The sequence below is a fragment of the Bradyrhizobium sp. HKCCYLS20291 genome, assembly GCF_051167715.1.
GTDB lineage: Bacteria > Pseudomonadota > Alphaproteobacteria > Rhizobiales > Xanthobacteraceae > Bradyrhizobium.
The window spans coordinates 713,525-729,273 of record NZ_JBNPTO010000001.1; the positions used below are offsets into that span (position 1 = coordinate 713,525).

A 15,749-nucleotide genomic window follows, 5' to 3' on the forward strand; every position below is an offset into this window, starting at 1 on the left:
GCAAAATGTGCCCGTGCCCAATCCCGTCAGCGATTTGGCCAAGGGCTTTGACCAAACGAAGACTGTGAGGTGACCAGTGAGGGGCGATTTCAAACAGTACCGATGTGCGGCTTGCGACCGCCGAAATGTCCCGGAGCGGGCCCGGATCCGCCTATAGCCAATTCGCATAAGGTATATTATGGAATATTTATATGTTCAGGGAATTCAAGGCGTTGCCTCCAAAAGCTCGGACACCACGCCAGCCGCGCGGCTTTGGCGAGCTCTCGGCATCGGTTCTGCCGGCGCCCCGTCGTGCCTGCAACGAACGCCGATATTGCTGCTGCGGCCCATCGCTGCAATAAGCGCTGATGACGCCGACGATGTTGCGGGATTCGGACCGCGCGATCATCATCAGGCTGAGCAATGCAACAAGAAGAAGCATCTCCAGGGAGAACGAGAATGAGCCTGTCACGACGCGCGCTGCTGAAGGCCTCTGCAGCGTCAGCCGTACTGGGTGGACTGGCAGCGCCGCATGTGGCGCGCGCGCAGAGCGCCGAATTCACCTACAAATATGCCAACAATCTGCCAGACACGCATCCGCTGAACGTCCGCGCCAAGGAGATGGCGGCGGCGATCAAGGCCGAGACGAATGGCAAGTTCGAGCTGCAGATCTTCCCGAACAACCAGCTCGGCTCGGACACGGACATGCTGAGCCAGATCCGCTCGGGCGGCGTCGAGTTCTTCACGCTGTCGGGCCTGATCCTCGCAACCCTGGTTCCGGCGGCGTCGATCAATGGCATCGGCTTCGCGTTCCCGGACTACGACACGGTCTGGAAGGCAATGGACGGCGATCTCGGCGCCTATGTACGCGGCCAGATCACGAAATCCGGCCTGATGGTGATGGACAAGATCTGGGACAACGGCTTCCGCCAGACGACGTCGTCGACCAAGCCGATCAACTCGCCTGACGACCTCAAGGGCTTCAAGATCCGCGTGCCGGTGTCGCCGCTGTGGACCTCGATGTTCAAGGCATTCGAGGCAGCGCCCGCCTCGATCAATTTCAGCGAGGTCTATTCTGCGCTGCAGACCAAGGTGGTCGAGGGTCAGGAAAATCCGCTGGCGATCATCTCGACGGCTAAGCTCTACGAGGTTCAGAAGTACTGCTCGCTCACCAATCACATGTGGGACGGCTTCTGGTTCCTGGCCAACCGCCGCGCCTGGGAGGCCGTGCCGGCGGACATGCGTGCCATCGTCGCCAAGCACATCAACGCCTCTGCGGTGAAGGAGCGTGAGGACGTTGCCAAGTTGAACGCAGGCCTGCAGGCGGATCTCGCGACCAAGGGCCTGACCTTCAACCAGCCCAACGTGACGCCATTCCGCGACAAGCTGCGCAGCGCCGGCTTCTACGCCGAGTGGAAGGGCAAGTATGGCGACGAGGCCTGGGCGCTGCTCGAGAAGGCTGTCGGCAAGCTGTCGTAAGGTGCAGGGGCGTCCTGGACGCGTTCGGGTGACGTCATGGCGCATGCCGAGTTCACGGAGATTTCGATCAGCGAGGTGGTCGTCGAGACCTCTCGCCGGCGGTCCTGGCTGGACGGCCTGGAGGCCCTGCTCGGCCTCCTGGTCGAGATCCCCGCTGCGCTGCTCGTCGTGGCCGAAATCGTCATCCTGTTCGCCGGCGTCGTCGCGCGCTACGGCCTGCACCGGCCGCTGATCTGGTCGGACGAACTCGCCTCGATCCTGTTCCTGTGGCTCGCGATGCTCGGCGCCGCGGTGGCGTTCCGCCGCGGCGAGCACATGCGGATGACGGCGATGGTGGCGCGCGCAAGCCCGGGCCTGCGCGCCTATCTCGACCTGGTGGCGACCGCAGCGGCGCTGGCGTTCCTGGTGATGATCGCCTGGCCATCCTGGGAATACGCCTACGAGGAAAGCTTCATCACGACCCCGGCGCTGCAGATCGAAAACATCTGGCGCGCCGCGGCGCTGCCGGTCGGCATCGGACTGATGGCGTTGTTCGCTCTCATCCGCCTCGCCCGCGCGGCCGACGTCAGGACGATGCTGCTGGCCGTGGTCTCCATCGCAGCCCTCGTCGGGTTGTTCTGGCTGGCGCAGCCGGTGCTGAAGCCGCTCGGCAATCTCAACCTCGTGATCTTCTTCGTCGGCGTCGTCGGCTTCTGCGTGTTCGCCGGCGTGCCGATCGCGTTTGCCTTCGGGCTTGCGATCTTCGGCTATCTGGCGCTGACGACACGCACGCCGCTGATGGTGCTGGTCGGGCGCATGGACGAGGGCATGAGCCACCTCATCCTGCTGTCGGTGCCGCTGTTCGTCTTTCTCGGCCTCTTGATCGAGATGACCGGCATGGCGCGGGCGATGGTCGCGTTTCTCGCGAGCCTCCTGGGCCATGTCCGCGGCGGTCTGCACTACGTGCTGGTCGGCGCGATGTATCTCGTCTCGGGCATCTCCGGCGCCAAGGCGGCGGACATGGCCGCGGTCGCGCCGGTGCTGTTTCCGGAGATGAAGGCGCGCGGCGCCAAGCCCGGCGATCTCGTCGCCCTGCTCGCGGCGACCGGCGCGCAGACCGAGACCATTCCGCCGAGCCTGGTGCTGATCACCATCGGCTCGGTCACCGGCGTCTCGATCGCGGCGCTGTTCACCGGCGGCCTGCTGCCGGGCGTGGTGCTGGCGTTCACGCTGTGCGCGCTGGTGTGGTGGCGCTATCGGGGCGAGGACATGAGCGGCGTTCGCCGCGCGACCGGCGCCGAGATCGGCAAGGCGTTCGTGGTCTCGGTCCCTGCCCTGGCCCTTCCCTTCGTGATCCGCGCCGCCGTGGTCGAGGGCATCGCGACGGCAACGGAGGTCTCCACCATCGGCATCGTCTATGGCGTGCTGGCGGGCCTCCTGGTCTATCGCAAATTCGACTGGCGCCGGCTGATGCCGATGCTGATCGAGACCGCGGCGCTGTCCGGCGCCATCCTGCTGATCATCGGCACCGCGACCGGCATGGCCTGGGGCCTGACGCAATCCGGCTTCTCGCGGTCGCTGGCGGCCGCCATGACCGGGCTGCCGGGGGGGCCGGCGACCTTCATCGCCGTCTCGATCGTCGCCTTCACGATCCTCGGCAGCGTGCTCGAGGGCATCCCGGCGATCGTGCTGTTCGGGCCGTTGCTGTTTCCGATCGCGCGGGCCGTCGGCGTGCACGAGGTGCACTATGCCATGGTCGTCATCCTGTCGATGGGAATTGGCCTGTTCGCGCCGCCATTTGGCGTCGGATATTACGCCGCCTGCGCCATCGGACGGGTCGATCCCGCCGAAGGCATCCGCCCGATCTGGGGCTACATGCTGGCGCTTCTCATCGGCCTGATCATCGTCGCGATTTTTCCGTGGATTTCGATCGGCTTCCTGTAAACTCTTCAGATAACGAGGGAGGGTGGTGATGAGCACGAACCAGTATCAGATCGGCCTGGACAAGACGCCGGCGAACTATGTGCCCCTGACCCCGCTCAGCTTCCTGGCGCGCAGCGCGGCGGTCTATCCCGACCATGTCAGCACGGTCTATGAGGGCCGCAGCTTCACCTGGCGCCAGACCCATGAGCGCTGCCGGCGCTTCGCGTCGTATCTCGCGGGCCGTGGTATCGGCGAGGGCGATACGGTCGCAGCGATGCTGCCGAACATTCCGGCGATGAACGAGGCGCATTTCGCGGTGCCGATGAGCGGCGCCGTGCTCAACACGCTCAACATCCGCCTCGATGCCTCGTCGATCGCGTTCCAACTCGATCACGGCCAGGCCAAGATCATCCTGGTCGACCCGGAATTCTCCGGCGTGATCAGCGAGGCGCTGAAGCTGATGAGCGGTCCGAAGCCGTTCGTGATCGATGTCGATGATGCCTCCTACACCGGCGGCAGCCGCATCGGCGAGATCGAGTACGAGGCCGCCGTCGCTTCGGGTGACCCGAGTTTCGAGCCGCGCCGTCCCGCTGATGAATGGGATGCGATCGCGATGAGCTACACCTCGGGCACGACGGGGAATCCCAAGGGCGTTGTCACCCATCATCGCGGCGCGTATCTCAACGCCGTCAGCAACATTCTCGCGGGCGGCCTCGGCCAGCATCCGGTCTATCTCTGGACGCTGCCGATGTTCCACTGCAACGGCTGGTGCTTCCCCTGGACCATGGCGGCGGCGGCCGGCGTCAATGTCTGCCTGCGCAAGGTCGAGCCGAGCAGGATCTTCGAGCTGATCAAGAGCCACGGCGTCACCCACATGTGCGGCGCGCCGATCGTCTACAACGTGCTGATCAATGCCCCCGACGCGCCCAAGGGCAAGCGCGAGAAGCCGGTGGTCGGCCTGATCGCCGGCGCCGCGCCGCCGGTTGCGGTGCTCGAGGGCGCCGAGAGCATCGGCATCAAGCTGACCCATGTCTACGGCCTCACCGAGGTCTACGGCCCCGCCTCCGTCTGCGCCGAGCAGCCCGGCTGGGACGACCTGCCCGCGCCCGAGCGCGCGAGGCTGAAGCGCCGCCAGGGCGTGCCGTATCCGCTGCAGGAGGCCGTCACCGTGCTCGATCCGGAGACGATGCAGGAGGTGCCGCGCGACGGCGAGACCATCGGCGAGGTCATGTTCCGCGGCAACATCGTCATGAAAGGCTATCTCAAGAACGAGAAGGCAACGAGCGAGGCATTCGCCGGCGGCTGGTTCCACACCGGCGATCTCGGCGTGCTCGACGAGCACGGCTACGTCATCATCAAGGACCGCTCCAAGGACATCATCATCTCCGGCGGCGAGAACATCTCCTCGGTCGAGGTCGAGGACATCCTCTACAAGCACCCCGCCGTGCTGTTCGCCGCCGTCGTCGCCAAGCCCGACCCGAAATGGGGCGAAGTGCCCTGCGCCTTTGTCGAGCTCAAGGACGGCGCACAGGCGACCGAGGCCGAGATCATCGCCTATTGCCGCAGCCACATGTCCGGCTTCAAGACACCGAAGGTCGTGGTGTTCGGCCCGATCCCGAAGACGTCGACCGGCAAGATCCAGAAATTCCTGCTGCGCAACGAGGTCAATTCGGCGAAGGCCATCTCGGCGTGATCGGATCGGCAACAGCGCCATGACGGGCGCTGCTGCCCATCACGCCCGCACTGCGCTCGGTACAATGAGATCGTCGGTTTCGCCGCGATACTCAAGGATGTCGCCGGGCTGGCAGTTCAGCACCTCGCAGATCCGCGCCAGCGTATCGAAGCGCACGCCCTTCACTTTGCCGGATTTCAACAACGAGACGTTCTGCTCGGTGATGCCGATGCGTTCGGCAAGCTCCTTCGAGCGCATCTTGCGGCGCGCAAGCATGACGTCGAGACTGACGATAATCGGCATGTCGCCTCACACGATGCTGGCGTTCTCGTCGGCGATGCGGGTCGCCTCGGCCATCACCCAGGCGACGGCGAGCAATACACCGCCGACGATCAACGCGATGTAGTCGTTGATCGAGAGCGCGATGCCGATCTGCCGGCTCCCGGGGGGATTGCCGATCGTGAAGGCGATCAGCAGTGCGGTGGAGGACAGCGGGCCCAGCACAGTCTGCGCCAGCACGGCGGCAGCGAAATCGCGCAAGCGCCGCGCAGTTGCCGGCGTGAACACGCGGCCCTCGGCGAAATCCAGGAACAGCGCCCGCACCTGCCACATTCCATAGAGTATCACGCCCATCGGGACCGCGGTCACCGCAGCGCCGGCAAGGATCCGATCCGGCGTGATCTGCAATCCGACGCCGGCCATGCCGAGCCGCGCCAACAGCAGACTTCGCGTCCATTCCGGAATCACGAAGACGAGGACCATCGCGACGCTGATGAGCAGGATGCCAAGTCCAGTGAGCTGCGCCATGGCGCGGGAGAAACGGCGCAGGCGGTACGAATGGTCGACGAGATCGGTCATGGCAAGTCCTCTTGACGTGCGAATAAATTATCGTAATACAATAATTTATAACTGTCAAACTGAGGTCACTCTCATGCCGCCGCGAACTCTTCCCCGGCTCCTTCTGATAGCCGGTCTGACCCTTCCCGCCGCCGGCTGCGGGCACATGCCGGTGACCTCGATGGTGAAGCTGTCGCGAATCGATTTCCAGACCAGCGATCCCGCGCAACTGCGTGCCGCAGTGAAGCTGCCGGCGGCGTTGCGCCCCCTGCCCGGCGGCGTGGTGTTGCGGATCACGGTCGGGCGCAGTCACGGCTCGGAGGAGCAGCGCGACTTCGTGCTGCAGGAACTGCCGGAGCCGCCTGCCCTGGCACAGGAGGCCGGGGTCAACACCCGCATCTACGCCTATCGTCTCGGCGAGGCCGACGCGGCGCGTCTCCAAGCGTTCCGAAGCGAGCTGATGGCACAGAAGAGCTCTGGCGGCGGTTCGGTCGCCATCTCGGTCGCGCCGAAGGCCTGCAAGACGCTCGAACTGCCGGAGGGGCCGGTCACATTCACGACCTATCTGCGGACCTCGGAGACGGTCGACTATGTCACCCTCGCCCGTGACGTCGATCTGCGCTCCGTCGCATCCGACCGGGCGGTCGTCGATGCCATCCCGCGCTGTCAGATCTGATAGACTAGAAATTCCGCGTCTTCGATGGATAGTACTGCGGCGCCTCGCTGCGGTCGTACATGCCGTAGTCGCGGGAGACTTCGACGACGCGGATGTTGTCGGCGCCGGGTTCGGCGAGCAGTCGCGTGCTCAGCTCGACGCCGGCCAGTTCGTCCGGCAATTCGATCAGATGCGCAAAGCGCCCTTCGCGATAGACGCTGGAGAAGCTTGCGACCGGCAGGTCCGTCACGTTGCTCAATCGCGGCCCAGCGGTCTCGACGGCCAGCACATAAGTCGGCGCACGCCGCTTCGGATCATTGTAGGTGCTGCGCCGCTCCGGTTGCCATGCCGCCTGCCCCGGTCTCACCTCGTGCACCAGCTCGGCCACGCGCAGGCGATAGTCCGAGAACACCTTGTCGCGGCCGAGGGTCTGGATGTCGTGGTGATGGGCGTGGACGCGCCAAGCGGTCATGGCGCCCTCGTCCTGCCAGATCTGGTAGGACAGGATCAGGTTGTCGCGCGACAGGCTCTTGAAGCGGTCGAGGAACAGGCAGCCGCCGACCGCGTCGAGCTCGGGCCGCAAGGCGGCGGCGAGCTGCAGGTACTGGTCGAGCCGGCCCGGCTTGACCTCGACTTCGAAGAACAGCGACAGCATGGCAAGGCTGCTCCTATTAGTTCGCCTCATTCAAAGTTGCTGCGTAGGGTGGGCAAAGCGGCGCCGTCAGGCGACGCGTGCCCGCCGTCGGGCCCCATCCTCTGCAGCAAGATGGTGGGCACGGCGCCATGGCGATCGCCTCTGAGGAGATAGCCCGGACGCGCCTTTGCCCACCCTACGCAGTCAGCTCCAGCCGCATCCCGTCATATGCCGGCACCACGCCTTCAGGCAGGCTCTGGCGCAGCACCTCGTAGTCGAGATCGGCGGTCATGTTGGTGATCACGGCGCGCCTCGGCTTGAAGCGCTCGATCCAGGCGAGCGCGTCGTTGACCGAGAAATGGCTGGGATGCGAGGCCGGGCGCAGGCCGTCGACGATCCAGAGGTCGAGGTCTTCCAGCGCGCTCCAGCTCTCCTCGGGAATGTCGTTGAGGTCCGGCGTGTAGGCTGATTTGCCGATGCGATAGCCGAGCGCGGGGATGTTGCCGTGCTGGACCAGGAACGCCGTCAGCTTCAGTTCGCCGCCCTTGCCCTCCACAGCCTGGGTCTCGCCGGCCTCGATCGAATGCTGCGTCAGGATCGGCGGATAGTCGCTTCCCGCCGGCGACACGAAGCAGTACGAGAACCGGTGCATGATGTCCTTGGCGGTGGACTGGTTCAGATAGACCGGGATGCGCCGGCGCTGATGCATCACCACCGAGCGGAGGTCGTCGATGCCATGGGTCTGGTCGGCATGCTCATGTGTGAAAAACACCGCGTCGAGGTGATCGACATCAGCGTCGATCAGCTGCTCGCGCAGGTCGGGCGAGGTGTCGATCACGACGCGCGTGACGCCGTGGACGCCGCGGCGTTCGACGAGCAGCGAGCAGCGGCGGCGGCGGTTTTTCGGGTTGTTCGAATCGCAGGCGCCCCACCCCAGCGCCGGACGCGGCACGCCCGCCGAGGAGCCGCAGCCGAGGACGGTGAGCGTCAGGGTCATGCCATCACCTCGGGTCGCGGCACCTTGGAGAACAGCTTGAAAAAGGTGTCGGTGGTCTGGCGCGAGAAGTCCTCGAACGAGACGCCGCGCGTTTCCGCCAGCACCTTTGCGGTCTCGACCACATAGGCAGGCTCGTTGCGCTTGCCGCGGAACTTGCCGGGCGCCAGATACGGCGCGTCGGTCTCGACCATGATGCGGTCGGCCGGCACCTCGGCGGCGAGTTCGCGAAGGGCCTCCGACTTCTTGAACGTCACGATGCCCGTGAACGAGATGTGCAGTCCGAGATCGATTGCCTTCATCGCCAGCTCACGTCCGCCGGTGTAGCAATGCAGTACGGCCTTGAAAGGTCCGCGCGCCATCTCCTCCTCGAGGATGCGTCCGCACCGCTCGTCCGCCTCGCGGGTGTGGATCACCAGCGGCAGGCCGGTCTCGCGCGCGGCCGCGATATGCGCGCGGAACCCGCGCTCCTGGGCGTCCTTGGAGCCATGATCGTAGAAATTGTCGAGCCCGGCCTCGCCGAGCGCGACCACCTTAGGATGCTTCGTCAGCGCGATCAGCTCCTCGGCCGGGATGCCATCCTCCTCGTCCGCATTGTGAGGATGCGTGCCGACCGAGCAATAGACATTCTCGAACCGCTCGGCGATCGCGAGCAGCTCGGGCAGCCTGCGCACCCGGGTCGAGATCGTGACCAGGCGGCCGACGCCGGCGGCGGCGGCGCGCGCGACGATGGCATCCAGATCTTCGGCGAAGTCCGGAAAATCCAGATGGCAGTGACTGTCGACCAGCATCACGCCGCCGTCGGCTCGATGTAGCGCGGGAACACCGCCTGCGGCGGCGGCAGCTGCGTCCCGGCAGCAATGCGCACCTCACCGCCGAGCCGCGCGAACGTCCGCTCGTCCTCGGGGATCCCCAGGCTGTCGAGCAGCTTCGCCGACGCCGCGGGCATCACCGGCTGGGTCAGGATCGCGACCTGCCGGATCACCTCGGCGGTGACGTAGAGCACGGTGTGCTGGCGCTTCGGATCGGTCTTGGCCAGCGCCCACGGCGCCTCGCCGGCGAAATAGCGGTTGGCCTCCGCCACGACCGACCACACGGCGTTCAGCCATTGGTGGATCTGCTGCGTCGCCATCGCCTTGCGCGCCGCGCCGATCATTGCGTCGGCCTCGGCCAGGATTGCCTGATCGTTGGCCGAGAACTCGCCGGGCTCCGGCAGCACGCCGCCGAGCTGCTTTGATATCATCGACAGCGAGCGCTGCGCGAGGTTGCCGAGATCGTTGGCGAGGTCGGCGTTGATGCGCGCGACGATCGCCTCGTGATTGTAGTTGCCGTCCTGGCCGAACGGCACCTCGCGCAGGAAGAAATAGCGCAGCTGGTCGACGCCGTACTGATCGGCGAGATTGAACGGGTCGACGACGTTGCCGACCGATTTCGACATCTTCTCGCCCCTGTTGAACAGGAAGCCGTGCGCATAGACGCGCTTCGGCACGGGCACGCCGGCCGACATCAGGAACGCCGGCCAGTACACCGCGTGGAAGCGAATGATGTCCTTGCCGATGACATGCACGTCGGCCGGCCAATACTTCCAGTTCGGATCGCGCTCATCGGGGAAGCCCACGCCGGTGATGTAGTTGGTCAGCGCGTCGACCCAGACATACATCACGTGCTCGTCGTCGTGCGGCACGCGGACGCCCCAGTCGAACGTCGTGCGCGAGATCGAGAGATCTTTCAGACCGCCCCTGACGAAGCTCGTGATCTCGTTGCGGCGCGCATCTGGCCCGATGAAGTCGGGCTGGCTCTCATAGAGCGCCAGCAGCCTGTCCTGATAGGCCGACAGGCGGAAGAAATAGCTCTTCTCCTCGACCCACTCGACCGGCGTGCCCTGCGGCCCACGGCGGACGTTGTCTTCGCCGACGACGGTTTCGTCCTCGGCGTAATAGGCCTCGTCGCGAACCGAGTACCAGCCGGCATAGGTGTCGGCGTAGATGTCGTCATTGGCGAGCATGCGCGTCCACACCGCTTGCACCGACTTGTGGTGCGCGGGCTCGGTGGTGCGGATGAAGCGGTCGAACGAGACGTTCAGCCGCTCGTCCATCTCGCGGAAGCGGCCGGCGTTGCGGGCCGCGAGCTCCGACGGCGTCAGGCCCTCGTTCTGGGCGGTCTGCACCATCTTCAGGCCGTGCTCGTCGGTGCCGGTGAGGAAGAACACGTCCTTGCCGTCGAGCCGCGCGAAACGGGCGATGGCATCGGTCGCGATCGCCTCGTAGGCGTGGCCGATATGCGGCTGGCCGTTGGGATAGGCGATCGCGGTCGTCACGTAGAAGGTGTTGGTGTCGGCCGGCGCGGCCGCGGCAGGCGCTGCAGCTTCCGCGCTCTCGGTCACCTCGGCGCCTGTCACTTCGACTTCGACAATCTCGATCTCGACAATGTCGACCTCGGCGATCTCGACCTCGGGAGCTGCGGCCGCATCGACCTTCGGCTTGCGCGCCGCCTTGGGCTTCGCGGCCCGCGGCGGCTTCGGCGTTTCGACAACCGCGGGAGTGGCGGACTTTTTCGGCGCAGCCGACGGTTTCGCTGCGGGTTTCTTCGCCGCGGCGGGCTTGCTGGCCGGCTTCTTGGCCGGCGGCGCCGCAGGCTTGGCTGCTACCTTCTTGGCAGGCGCCTTCGCGGCCTTCTTCGGGGCGCTCTTGTTCTGAGCGCCTTTGGCCGCCTTGGACTTCGGTGCCTTGCTCTTCGCCTTCGCAGCCGATGCCTTTGCAGAAGCAGCCCCGGCAGCCTTCGCCTTGGCCTTCTTCGCGGCGTCGTCCTTGGCGGTCTTTGTCTTCTTGGCGGCCTTGCCCTTGGCGGCAGCCTTCTTCGCGGCGCTCTTGGCCACGGGCTTGCCCTTCTTCACGGTTGTCTTGCTGGCCTTGGCCACGGCAGATTCCTCTTTGACGACGTCGGTCGACGGATTGATCCTGATGATCCCCGGGATGATGGTCGGCGCGTTACCGTGTGGCTTCGGCGAGCATCCCGAACACCGAGAAAACCAGCGGTTTTCGCTCCAGATTATAGGATTCGGTGTCGCGCGCGGCGCGGACGATCTTTTCCCATACCTCTGCCAGCCGTGCAAGGCGCGGCAGTTCCGCGTTCGGATCGGCGGCCCGCAGCCGTTCCGCCACCCAGCGCTCGATGCTGTCGAGGAAGCTCGCCAGCGCGACGCGGTCGCTGGTGCCGAGCGCGTCGCCCAGGGCATGCAACTCGCCGAAATCGACCCGCGGCAGGCTCGCCAGCAGCGCCGCTGTCCGGGTCTGCAACTGCAGCCCATCGCCGCCCATCAGCATCAGGGTGCGCGCGACGCTGCCCTCGGAGGCCTTGGCCGCCTCGCGCAGCGCCGGCTCGCCGGCCTCCATGCCGGTGGCCTCGGCCGCGGCGCTGATGACGTCCTCGGGCGACAGCGCCCGCAGCGCCAGCCGGCGGCAGCGCGACTTGATGGTGGCGAGCACCCGGGCCGGCGCGTGGCTGACCAGCAGGAACAGCGACTGCTGCGGCGGCTCCTCCAGGATCTTGAGCAGCGCGTTCGCCGCGTTCGGATTGAGCTCATCCACGGTGTCGACGATGCAAACGCGCCAGCCCTCGACGGCCGCCGTCGAGCCAAAGAACGAGATCGTCTCGCGGGTCTCGTCGACGGTGATGACGGTGCGCAGCACGCCCTTGTCGTTGGCCGAGCGCTCCAGCGTCAGCAGCCCGCCATGCGCTTCCGAGGCAATCAGGCGGGCGACATGATCGTCCGGATCGACATGGAGCGATTCGGCTGCACGCACCTCTGGTGCCAGGGGATCGCGATGCGTCAGCACGAAACGCGCCATGCGATAGGCCAGCGTCGCCTTGCCGATGCCCTGTGGCCCGCCGATCAGCCAGGCATGCGCCATGCGGCCGCTGCGGTAGGCCGACAGCAGCGCCGCCTCCGCCTCACGATGGCCGAACAGCGCCGTGGTCTCGCGTGGATGACGGACCGTGACCTCCGGCTCGACCTTGCGCGCGCTCATGAGACGGCCGCGACGGTTGCGGCAAGCAGCCGCTCGCGCACGGCGTCCCACACGACATGCGAGACATGGTCGGCGCTCGCCGTCGCATCGAGCAGGACGCATCGCTTGGGATCATCTGCCGCGATCTTGCGGAACGCTTCGCGCAGGCCCTGGTGGAACTTGACGTCCTCGCCCTCGAAGCGGTCCGGGGCGCCGCTGCCGCGGCGCTCGGCGGCGCGCTTCATCCCGACCTCCGCCGGAACGTCCAGGATCACGGTCAGGTCCGGCTTGAGGTCGCCGATCGTCACCCGCTGCATCGCATTAAGCACGTCGGGCGCGACCTTGCCCTGGCTGCCCTGATAGGCCCTGGTCGAATCGAAGAACCGGTCACACAGCACCCAGCTGCCCTGGTTCAACGCCGGCAGAATCACGTTGCGCACGTGGTCGTCGCGCGCGGCGGCGAACAGCAGCGTCTCGGCCTCGGGGCCGAGCAGCTTCCCCATGCCCGACAGCACGAGGTGACGCATGATCTCGGCGCCCGGTGACCCGCCGGGCTCCCGGGTCAGGACGACGCGCACACCCTCTTTCTCCAGATGGTCCGCCAACATCTTGATCTGCGTGGATTTTCCGGTGCCCTCGCCGCCCTCGAAGGTGACGAATCGGCCGCGGCCCGGACCACGTTTCAAAGCTGCATCCGCCATGTCTCTAGAGCTTCTCGGCCCCGGCGCGGAACATCCCGATCACCAGCTCGCTGGCCCCGTCGATCGCGCGCCGCATCGTGGACCCCCTGCCCACGGCCTCCGCAGCATAGACGGGGGCCTCCATGGCGATATTGGGGCCACGCCAGACCCTGACAACCCCGACCTTCTGGCCCGGCTCGACCGGGGCCCTGACCGGGCCACTATAGACGATGCGCGCGATCAGTTTCTCGCCGCCGTTCTTCTGCACCATGACCTTGACCGGCACCGGGCTCGACAGCTTCACCGAACGGCTCTCGCCGCCGAACACCTTGGCATAGCCGAGCGTCTGATCGGCCGCGAACAGGGTGCGGGTCTCGAAATTGCGAAACCCCCATTCCAGCATCTTTTTGGCTTCGGTGGCGCGATCCTCCGCATCCTCCAGGCCGTTGACGACGACGATCAGCCGCGTGCCGTTCTGCACCGCGGAGCCGACCATGCCGTAGCCGCCCTCCTTGGTGAACCCGGTCTTGAGCCCGTCGGCGCCTTCCATCGCATTGAGCAGCGGATTGCGGTTCTGCTGGCGGATCTTGTTCCAGGTGAACTCCTTGTCGCCGAAGATCTTATAGAACTCCGGGAAGTCGAGGATGATGTGCCGGGCCAGCATCGACAGCTCGCGCACCGTCATCTTGTTGCCGGGGTCCGGCAGGCCGTTGGAATTGCCGAAGGTCGACTTGTTGAGGCCGAGTTCGCGTGCCCGCTTGGTCATGTAGTCGGCGGCAAAGATCTTCTCGTTGCCGGCCATGCCTTCGGCCAAAGCGATACAGGCGTCGTTGCCGCTCTGGATGATCGCGCCGTGCAGGAGGTCGTTGACCGAGACCTTGCTGTTGAGCGCCGCGAACATCGTCGAGCCGCCCGAGGGCGCCCCGCCCCGTCGCCAGGCGTTCTCGCTGATGCGGTATTCGTCGGTGAGCTTGATCGTGCCTTCTTTGACGGCGTTGAAGACGACCTCGGCCGTCATCAGCTTCATCATGCTCGAGGGTGCGCGCAACTCGTCGGCATTCTTTTCGAACAGCACACTGCCGCTGGTCGCTTCGACCAGGATGGCCGTCGGCGCATCGCCGTCGAAGCCGCCATCCTCCTTCTTCGCGCCCTGGACGCTCTGGTTGGCAGCGTAGAGCACCCCGCTCCAGCCGATCGCCACGACCGCCGTCAATGCAAGGAGCGCGCGCGTCGTCCGTCCGGTGATGAAACCGGAGCGGTGGAACAGTGAAGTCATGAAATCCATCGGCCAAGCCCTGGAGCGCGCAATCGTTTTACCAGCTGGCTGCAGCGCAAACAACTCGACAGTGGTGCGGTGGTGGCGCTGTCCCGTGGTTTGCGCTGCTCCGCGCGTGGTGCGATACCGTTGGACCAAGAACAAAATCGACCGAGGAGGGCGCGGTGTCATCGACGCGGATCGTCAAAGCCAACGGGATCGAGCTGTTCGTGCGTGAACAGGGCGAAGGCCCGCTCGTGCTGCTGTGCCATGGCTGGCCCGAGCTGTCCTATTCGTGGCGGCACCAGATCCCTGCCCTGGCCGCCGCGGGCTATCACGTCGTGGCGCCTGACATGCGCGGCTTCGGCCGCTCGCAGGCGCCAGCCGACATCGGCGCCTACACGGTCTTTGATACGGTTGGCGACATGGTGGGACTGGTCAACGCACTCGGCGCGGATAAGGCCGTGATCATCGGCCATGATTGGGGCGCGCCGGTGGCCTGGCACGCTGCGATGTTCCGGCCCGACATGTTCACCGCCGTCGCGGGCTTGAGTGTCCCGCCGCCGTTCCGCGGCCGCGGGCGGCCGCTCGACACGCTCCGCGCCGGCGGCATCGCGAATTTCTATTGGCAGTATTTCCAGACGCCGGGAGTCGCTGAAGCGGAGCTCGAGCGCGACGTGGCGCTGACCATGCGCACGATGCTGGCGCGTGGCTTCTCCGATCCGGACTCGCTGTTCGTCACGACGGGCCGTGGCTTTCTTGGGGATGCCGCGCCCGACCGGTCGCTGCCTGACTGGCTGAGTGAGGCCGACCTCGCCGAGTTCGTCACGGCCTACCGCGCTTCGGGTTTCCGCGGCGGCCTCAACTGGTACCGCAACATCGATCGCAACTGGGAGCTCACCGCGCCGTGGCAGGATGCGCAGATCCGCCAGCCGTCGCTGTTCATCGCCGGGAGTGACGACGCCGTCATCAAGGGTATCATCGGCGCCAAGCGCGTCCAGGACATGGAGCGCGTGCTGCCGGATCTCCGGCGCAAGCTCATCATCGACGGTGCCGGCCACTGGATCCAGCAGGAATGCGCCGACGAGGTGAACGCGGCGCTGATCGCGTTCCTGCGCGAAGTCGCCCCAGATCGTTAGCGCGCGAGCAGAAGCTCCATCCTGCGATGCGACGCCGTCGCCGCATCGGCAACGTCGTGGAAGCCCAGCCGGGCATAGAAGCGCATCGCATCCTCATTTGTCGTCGCAACCGCGAGCGAGAGCATCTCGGCCCCCTGCTCCCGTGCTGCGCCGGCGACGGCCTGCATGATCTCGCGCCCGACCCCGGAATTGCGCGCACCCGGCAGTAGCGCGAGATCAACGACGTGCCACCGCGAGGCCGCGCGGTCGAGCAGCAGCCGCCCCACCGGACCCCCGTCCCGCAGAATGATCAGCGACTGCGCCTCCGGGCATTGCGCCGCATAGCCCGCGACCTGCGCGCGATATTGCTGCGCGAGCACGAGGTCGAGCATCGCGGGCGGCAGGCCGGCCAGACCGAGCTGGGCGCCTTTGATGGATTTGAACAGGTCGCTCAGGAACGGCTCGTCCGCGCTCTCGGACAGCCGCAGCCGCAAGCGTGCGTCACGTGAGACGATCTCCGTCTCGATCGTCGTCACC

Annotated in this window: 16 protein-coding genes; 5 read left to right on the forward strand and 11 right to left on the reverse strand. The window is 66.1% G+C overall.

Going from position 1 to position 15,749, the window contains the following annotated elements:
* Positions 1 to 187: 187 nt before the first annotated feature.
* The gene (locus ACQR07_RS03375) at positions 188 to 451 is read right to left on the reverse strand and encodes a hypothetical protein (RefSeq protein WP_434900917.1); all 264 of its coding nucleotides are present in this window, start codon (positions 449 to 451) and stop codon (positions 188 to 190) included.
* On the opposite strand from ACQR07_RS03375, the gene ACQR07_RS03380 reads away from it, so the two are divergent.
* Genes ACQR07_RS03380 through ACQR07_RS03390 form a run of 3 tightly spaced genes read left to right on the forward strand, consistent with a single transcriptional unit; the run spans position 439 to position 5,053 of the window.
* Positions 439 to 1,458 (forward strand): TRAP transporter substrate-binding protein, encoded by a 1,020-nt coding sequence (locus ACQR07_RS03380; RefSeq protein WP_434900918.1) that lies wholly within the window; start codon positions 439 to 441, stop codon positions 1,456 to 1,458. The two genes, ACQR07_RS03375 and ACQR07_RS03380, sit on opposite strands and share 13 nt — an antisense overlap.
* 36 nt (positions 1,459 to 1,494) lie before the next feature.
* Positions 1,495 to 3,381, forward strand: a complete 1,887-nt coding sequence (locus ACQR07_RS03385) for a TRAP transporter large permease (RefSeq protein ID WP_434900919.1) — start codon at positions 1,495 to 1,497, stop codon at positions 3,379 to 3,381.
* A gap of 28 nt (positions 3,382 to 3,409) precedes the next feature.
* Positions 3,410 to 5,053, forward strand: coding sequence for an acyl-CoA synthetase (locus tag ACQR07_RS03390; protein WP_434900920.1), 1,644 nt, complete (start codon positions 3,410 to 3,412; stop codon positions 5,051 to 5,053).
* 39 nt (positions 5,054 to 5,092) lie between these two features.
* On the opposite strand, the gene ACQR07_RS03395 is transcribed toward ACQR07_RS03390, so the two are convergent.
* Both ACQR07_RS03395 and ACQR07_RS03400 read right to left on the reverse strand, forming a co-directional pair.
* Positions 5,093 to 5,335 (reverse strand): helix-turn-helix domain-containing protein, encoded by a 243-nt coding sequence (locus ACQR07_RS03395; RefSeq protein ID WP_434900921.1) that lies wholly within the window; start codon positions 5,333 to 5,335, stop codon positions 5,093 to 5,095.
* A gap of 6 nt (positions 5,336 to 5,341) precedes the next feature.
* On the reverse strand, positions 5,342 to 5,890 hold the full coding sequence (locus ACQR07_RS03400; RefSeq protein WP_434900922.1) for a DUF2975 domain-containing protein: 549 nt from the start codon (positions 5,888 to 5,890) through the stop codon (positions 5,342 to 5,344).
* A 145-nt stretch (positions 5,891 to 6,035) separates the two neighbouring features.
* Here ACQR07_RS03400 and ACQR07_RS03405 point away from each other — a divergent pair, with 145 nt between their 5' ends.
* On the forward strand, positions 6,036 to 6,545 hold the full coding sequence (locus ACQR07_RS03405; RefSeq protein WP_434900923.1) for a hypothetical protein: 510 nt from the start codon (positions 6,036 to 6,038) through the stop codon (positions 6,543 to 6,545).
* Between the two features lie 4 nt (positions 6,546 to 6,549).
* Here ACQR07_RS03405 and ACQR07_RS03410 read toward each other — a convergent pair whose 3' ends face one another.
* The 7 genes from ACQR07_RS03410 to ACQR07_RS03440 all read right to left on the reverse strand — a co-directional run bounded on the left by ACQR07_RS03410 (position 6,550) and on the right by ACQR07_RS03440 (position 14,124).
* Positions 6,550 to 7,179, reverse strand: a complete 630-nt coding sequence (locus ACQR07_RS03410; RefSeq protein WP_434900924.1) for an antibiotic biosynthesis monooxygenase family protein — start codon at positions 7,177 to 7,179, stop codon at positions 6,550 to 6,552.
* A gap of 175 nt (positions 7,180 to 7,354) precedes the next feature.
* Positions 7,355 to 8,155, reverse strand: coding sequence for an MBL fold metallo-hydrolase (locus tag ACQR07_RS03415; RefSeq protein ID WP_434900925.1), 801 nt, complete (start codon positions 8,153 to 8,155; stop codon positions 7,355 to 7,357).
* Complete coding sequence (locus ACQR07_RS03420) at positions 8,152 to 8,943, reverse strand: TatD family hydrolase (RefSeq protein ID WP_434900926.1); 792 nt, start codon at positions 8,941 to 8,943, stop codon at positions 8,152 to 8,154. Before ACQR07_RS03420 ends, ACQR07_RS03415 begins: the two co-directional genes overlap by 4 nt.
* The gene (gene metG / locus ACQR07_RS03425; RefSeq protein ID WP_434900927.1) at positions 8,943 to 11,069 is read right to left on the reverse strand and encodes a methionine--tRNA ligase; all 2,127 of its coding nucleotides are present in this window, start codon (positions 11,067 to 11,069) and stop codon (positions 8,943 to 8,945) included. The genes ACQR07_RS03420 and metG overlap by 1 nt, the downstream gene beginning before the upstream one ends.
* Positions 11,070 to 11,139: 70 nt before the next feature.
* Positions 11,140 to 12,180, reverse strand: coding sequence for a DNA polymerase III subunit delta' (locus ACQR07_RS03430; RefSeq protein ID WP_434900928.1), 1,041 nt, complete (start codon positions 12,178 to 12,180; stop codon positions 11,140 to 11,142).
* A complete protein-coding gene (gene tmk / locus ACQR07_RS03435; protein ID WP_434900929.1) occupies positions 12,177 to 12,860 on the reverse strand; it encodes a dTMP kinase in 684 nt (227 codons plus the stop codon). The genes ACQR07_RS03430 and tmk overlap by 4 nt, the downstream gene beginning before the upstream one ends.
* A 4-nt stretch (positions 12,861 to 12,864) precedes the next feature.
* Entirely contained in the window at positions 12,865 to 14,124 is a 1,260-nt protein-coding gene (locus ACQR07_RS03440) for a D-alanyl-D-alanine carboxypeptidase family protein (protein ID WP_434900930.1), read from the reverse strand.
* A 155-nt stretch (positions 14,125 to 14,279) separates the two neighbouring features.
* Between ACQR07_RS03440 and ACQR07_RS03445 the strand changes: the two genes are divergently transcribed.
* The gene (locus tag ACQR07_RS03445; protein WP_434900931.1) at positions 14,280 to 15,233 is read left to right on the forward strand and encodes an alpha/beta fold hydrolase; all 954 of its coding nucleotides are present in this window, start codon (positions 14,280 to 14,282) and stop codon (positions 15,231 to 15,233) included.
* Here ACQR07_RS03445 and ACQR07_RS03450 read toward each other — a convergent pair.
* Positions 15,230 to 15,748, reverse strand: a complete 519-nt coding sequence (locus ACQR07_RS03450) for a GNAT family N-acetyltransferase (protein ID WP_434900932.1) — start codon at positions 15,746 to 15,748, stop codon at positions 15,230 to 15,232. The genes ACQR07_RS03445 and ACQR07_RS03450 overlap by 4 nt on opposite strands.
* Position 15,749 lies beyond the last annotated feature (1 nt).

Coding starts and splice junctions, on each gene's coding strand:
- ACQR07_RS03420 (WP_434900926.1), bottom strand. CDS start 8,943: ATGCTGGTCGACAGTCACTGCCATCTGGATTTTCCGGACTTCGCCGAA.
- ACQR07_RS03395 (WP_434900921.1), bottom strand. CDS start 5,335: ATGCCGATTATCGTCAGTCTCGACGTCATGCTTGCGCGCCGCAAGATG.
- ACQR07_RS03405 (WP_434900923.1), top strand. CDS start 6,036: ATGCCGGTGACCTCGATGGTGAAGCTGTCGCGAATCGATTTCCAGACC.
- ACQR07_RS03415 (WP_434900925.1), bottom strand. CDS start 8,155: ATGACCCTGACGCTCACCGTCCTCGGCTGCGGCTCCTCGGCGGGCGTG.
- ACQR07_RS03390 (WP_434900920.1), top strand. CDS start 3,410: ATGAGCACGAACCAGTATCAGATCGGCCTGGACAAGACGCCGGCGAAC.
- ACQR07_RS03430 (WP_434900928.1), bottom strand. CDS start 12,180: ATGAGCGCGCGCAAGGTCGAGCCGGAGGTCACGGTCCGTCATCCACGC.
- ACQR07_RS03410 (WP_434900924.1), bottom strand. CDS start 7,179: ATGCTGTCGCTGTTCTTCGAAGTCGAGGTCAAGCCGGGCCGGCTCGAC.
- ACQR07_RS03385 (WP_434900919.1), top strand. CDS start 1,495: ATGGCGCATGCCGAGTTCACGGAGATTTCGATCAGCGAGGTGGTCGTC.
- ACQR07_RS03400 (WP_434900922.1), bottom strand. CDS start 5,890: ATGACCGATCTCGTCGACCATTCGTACCGCCTGCGCCGTTTCTCCCGC.
- ACQR07_RS03380 (WP_434900918.1), top strand. CDS start 439: ATGAGCCTGTCACGACGCGCGCTGCTGAAGGCCTCTGCAGCGTCAGCC.
- tmk (WP_434900929.1), bottom strand. CDS start 12,860: ATGGCGGATGCAGCTTTGAAACGTGGTCCGGGCCGCGGCCGATTCGTC.
- ACQR07_RS03440 (WP_434900930.1), bottom strand. CDS start 14,124: ATGGATTTCATGACTTCACTGTTCCACCGCTCCGGTTTCATCACCGGA.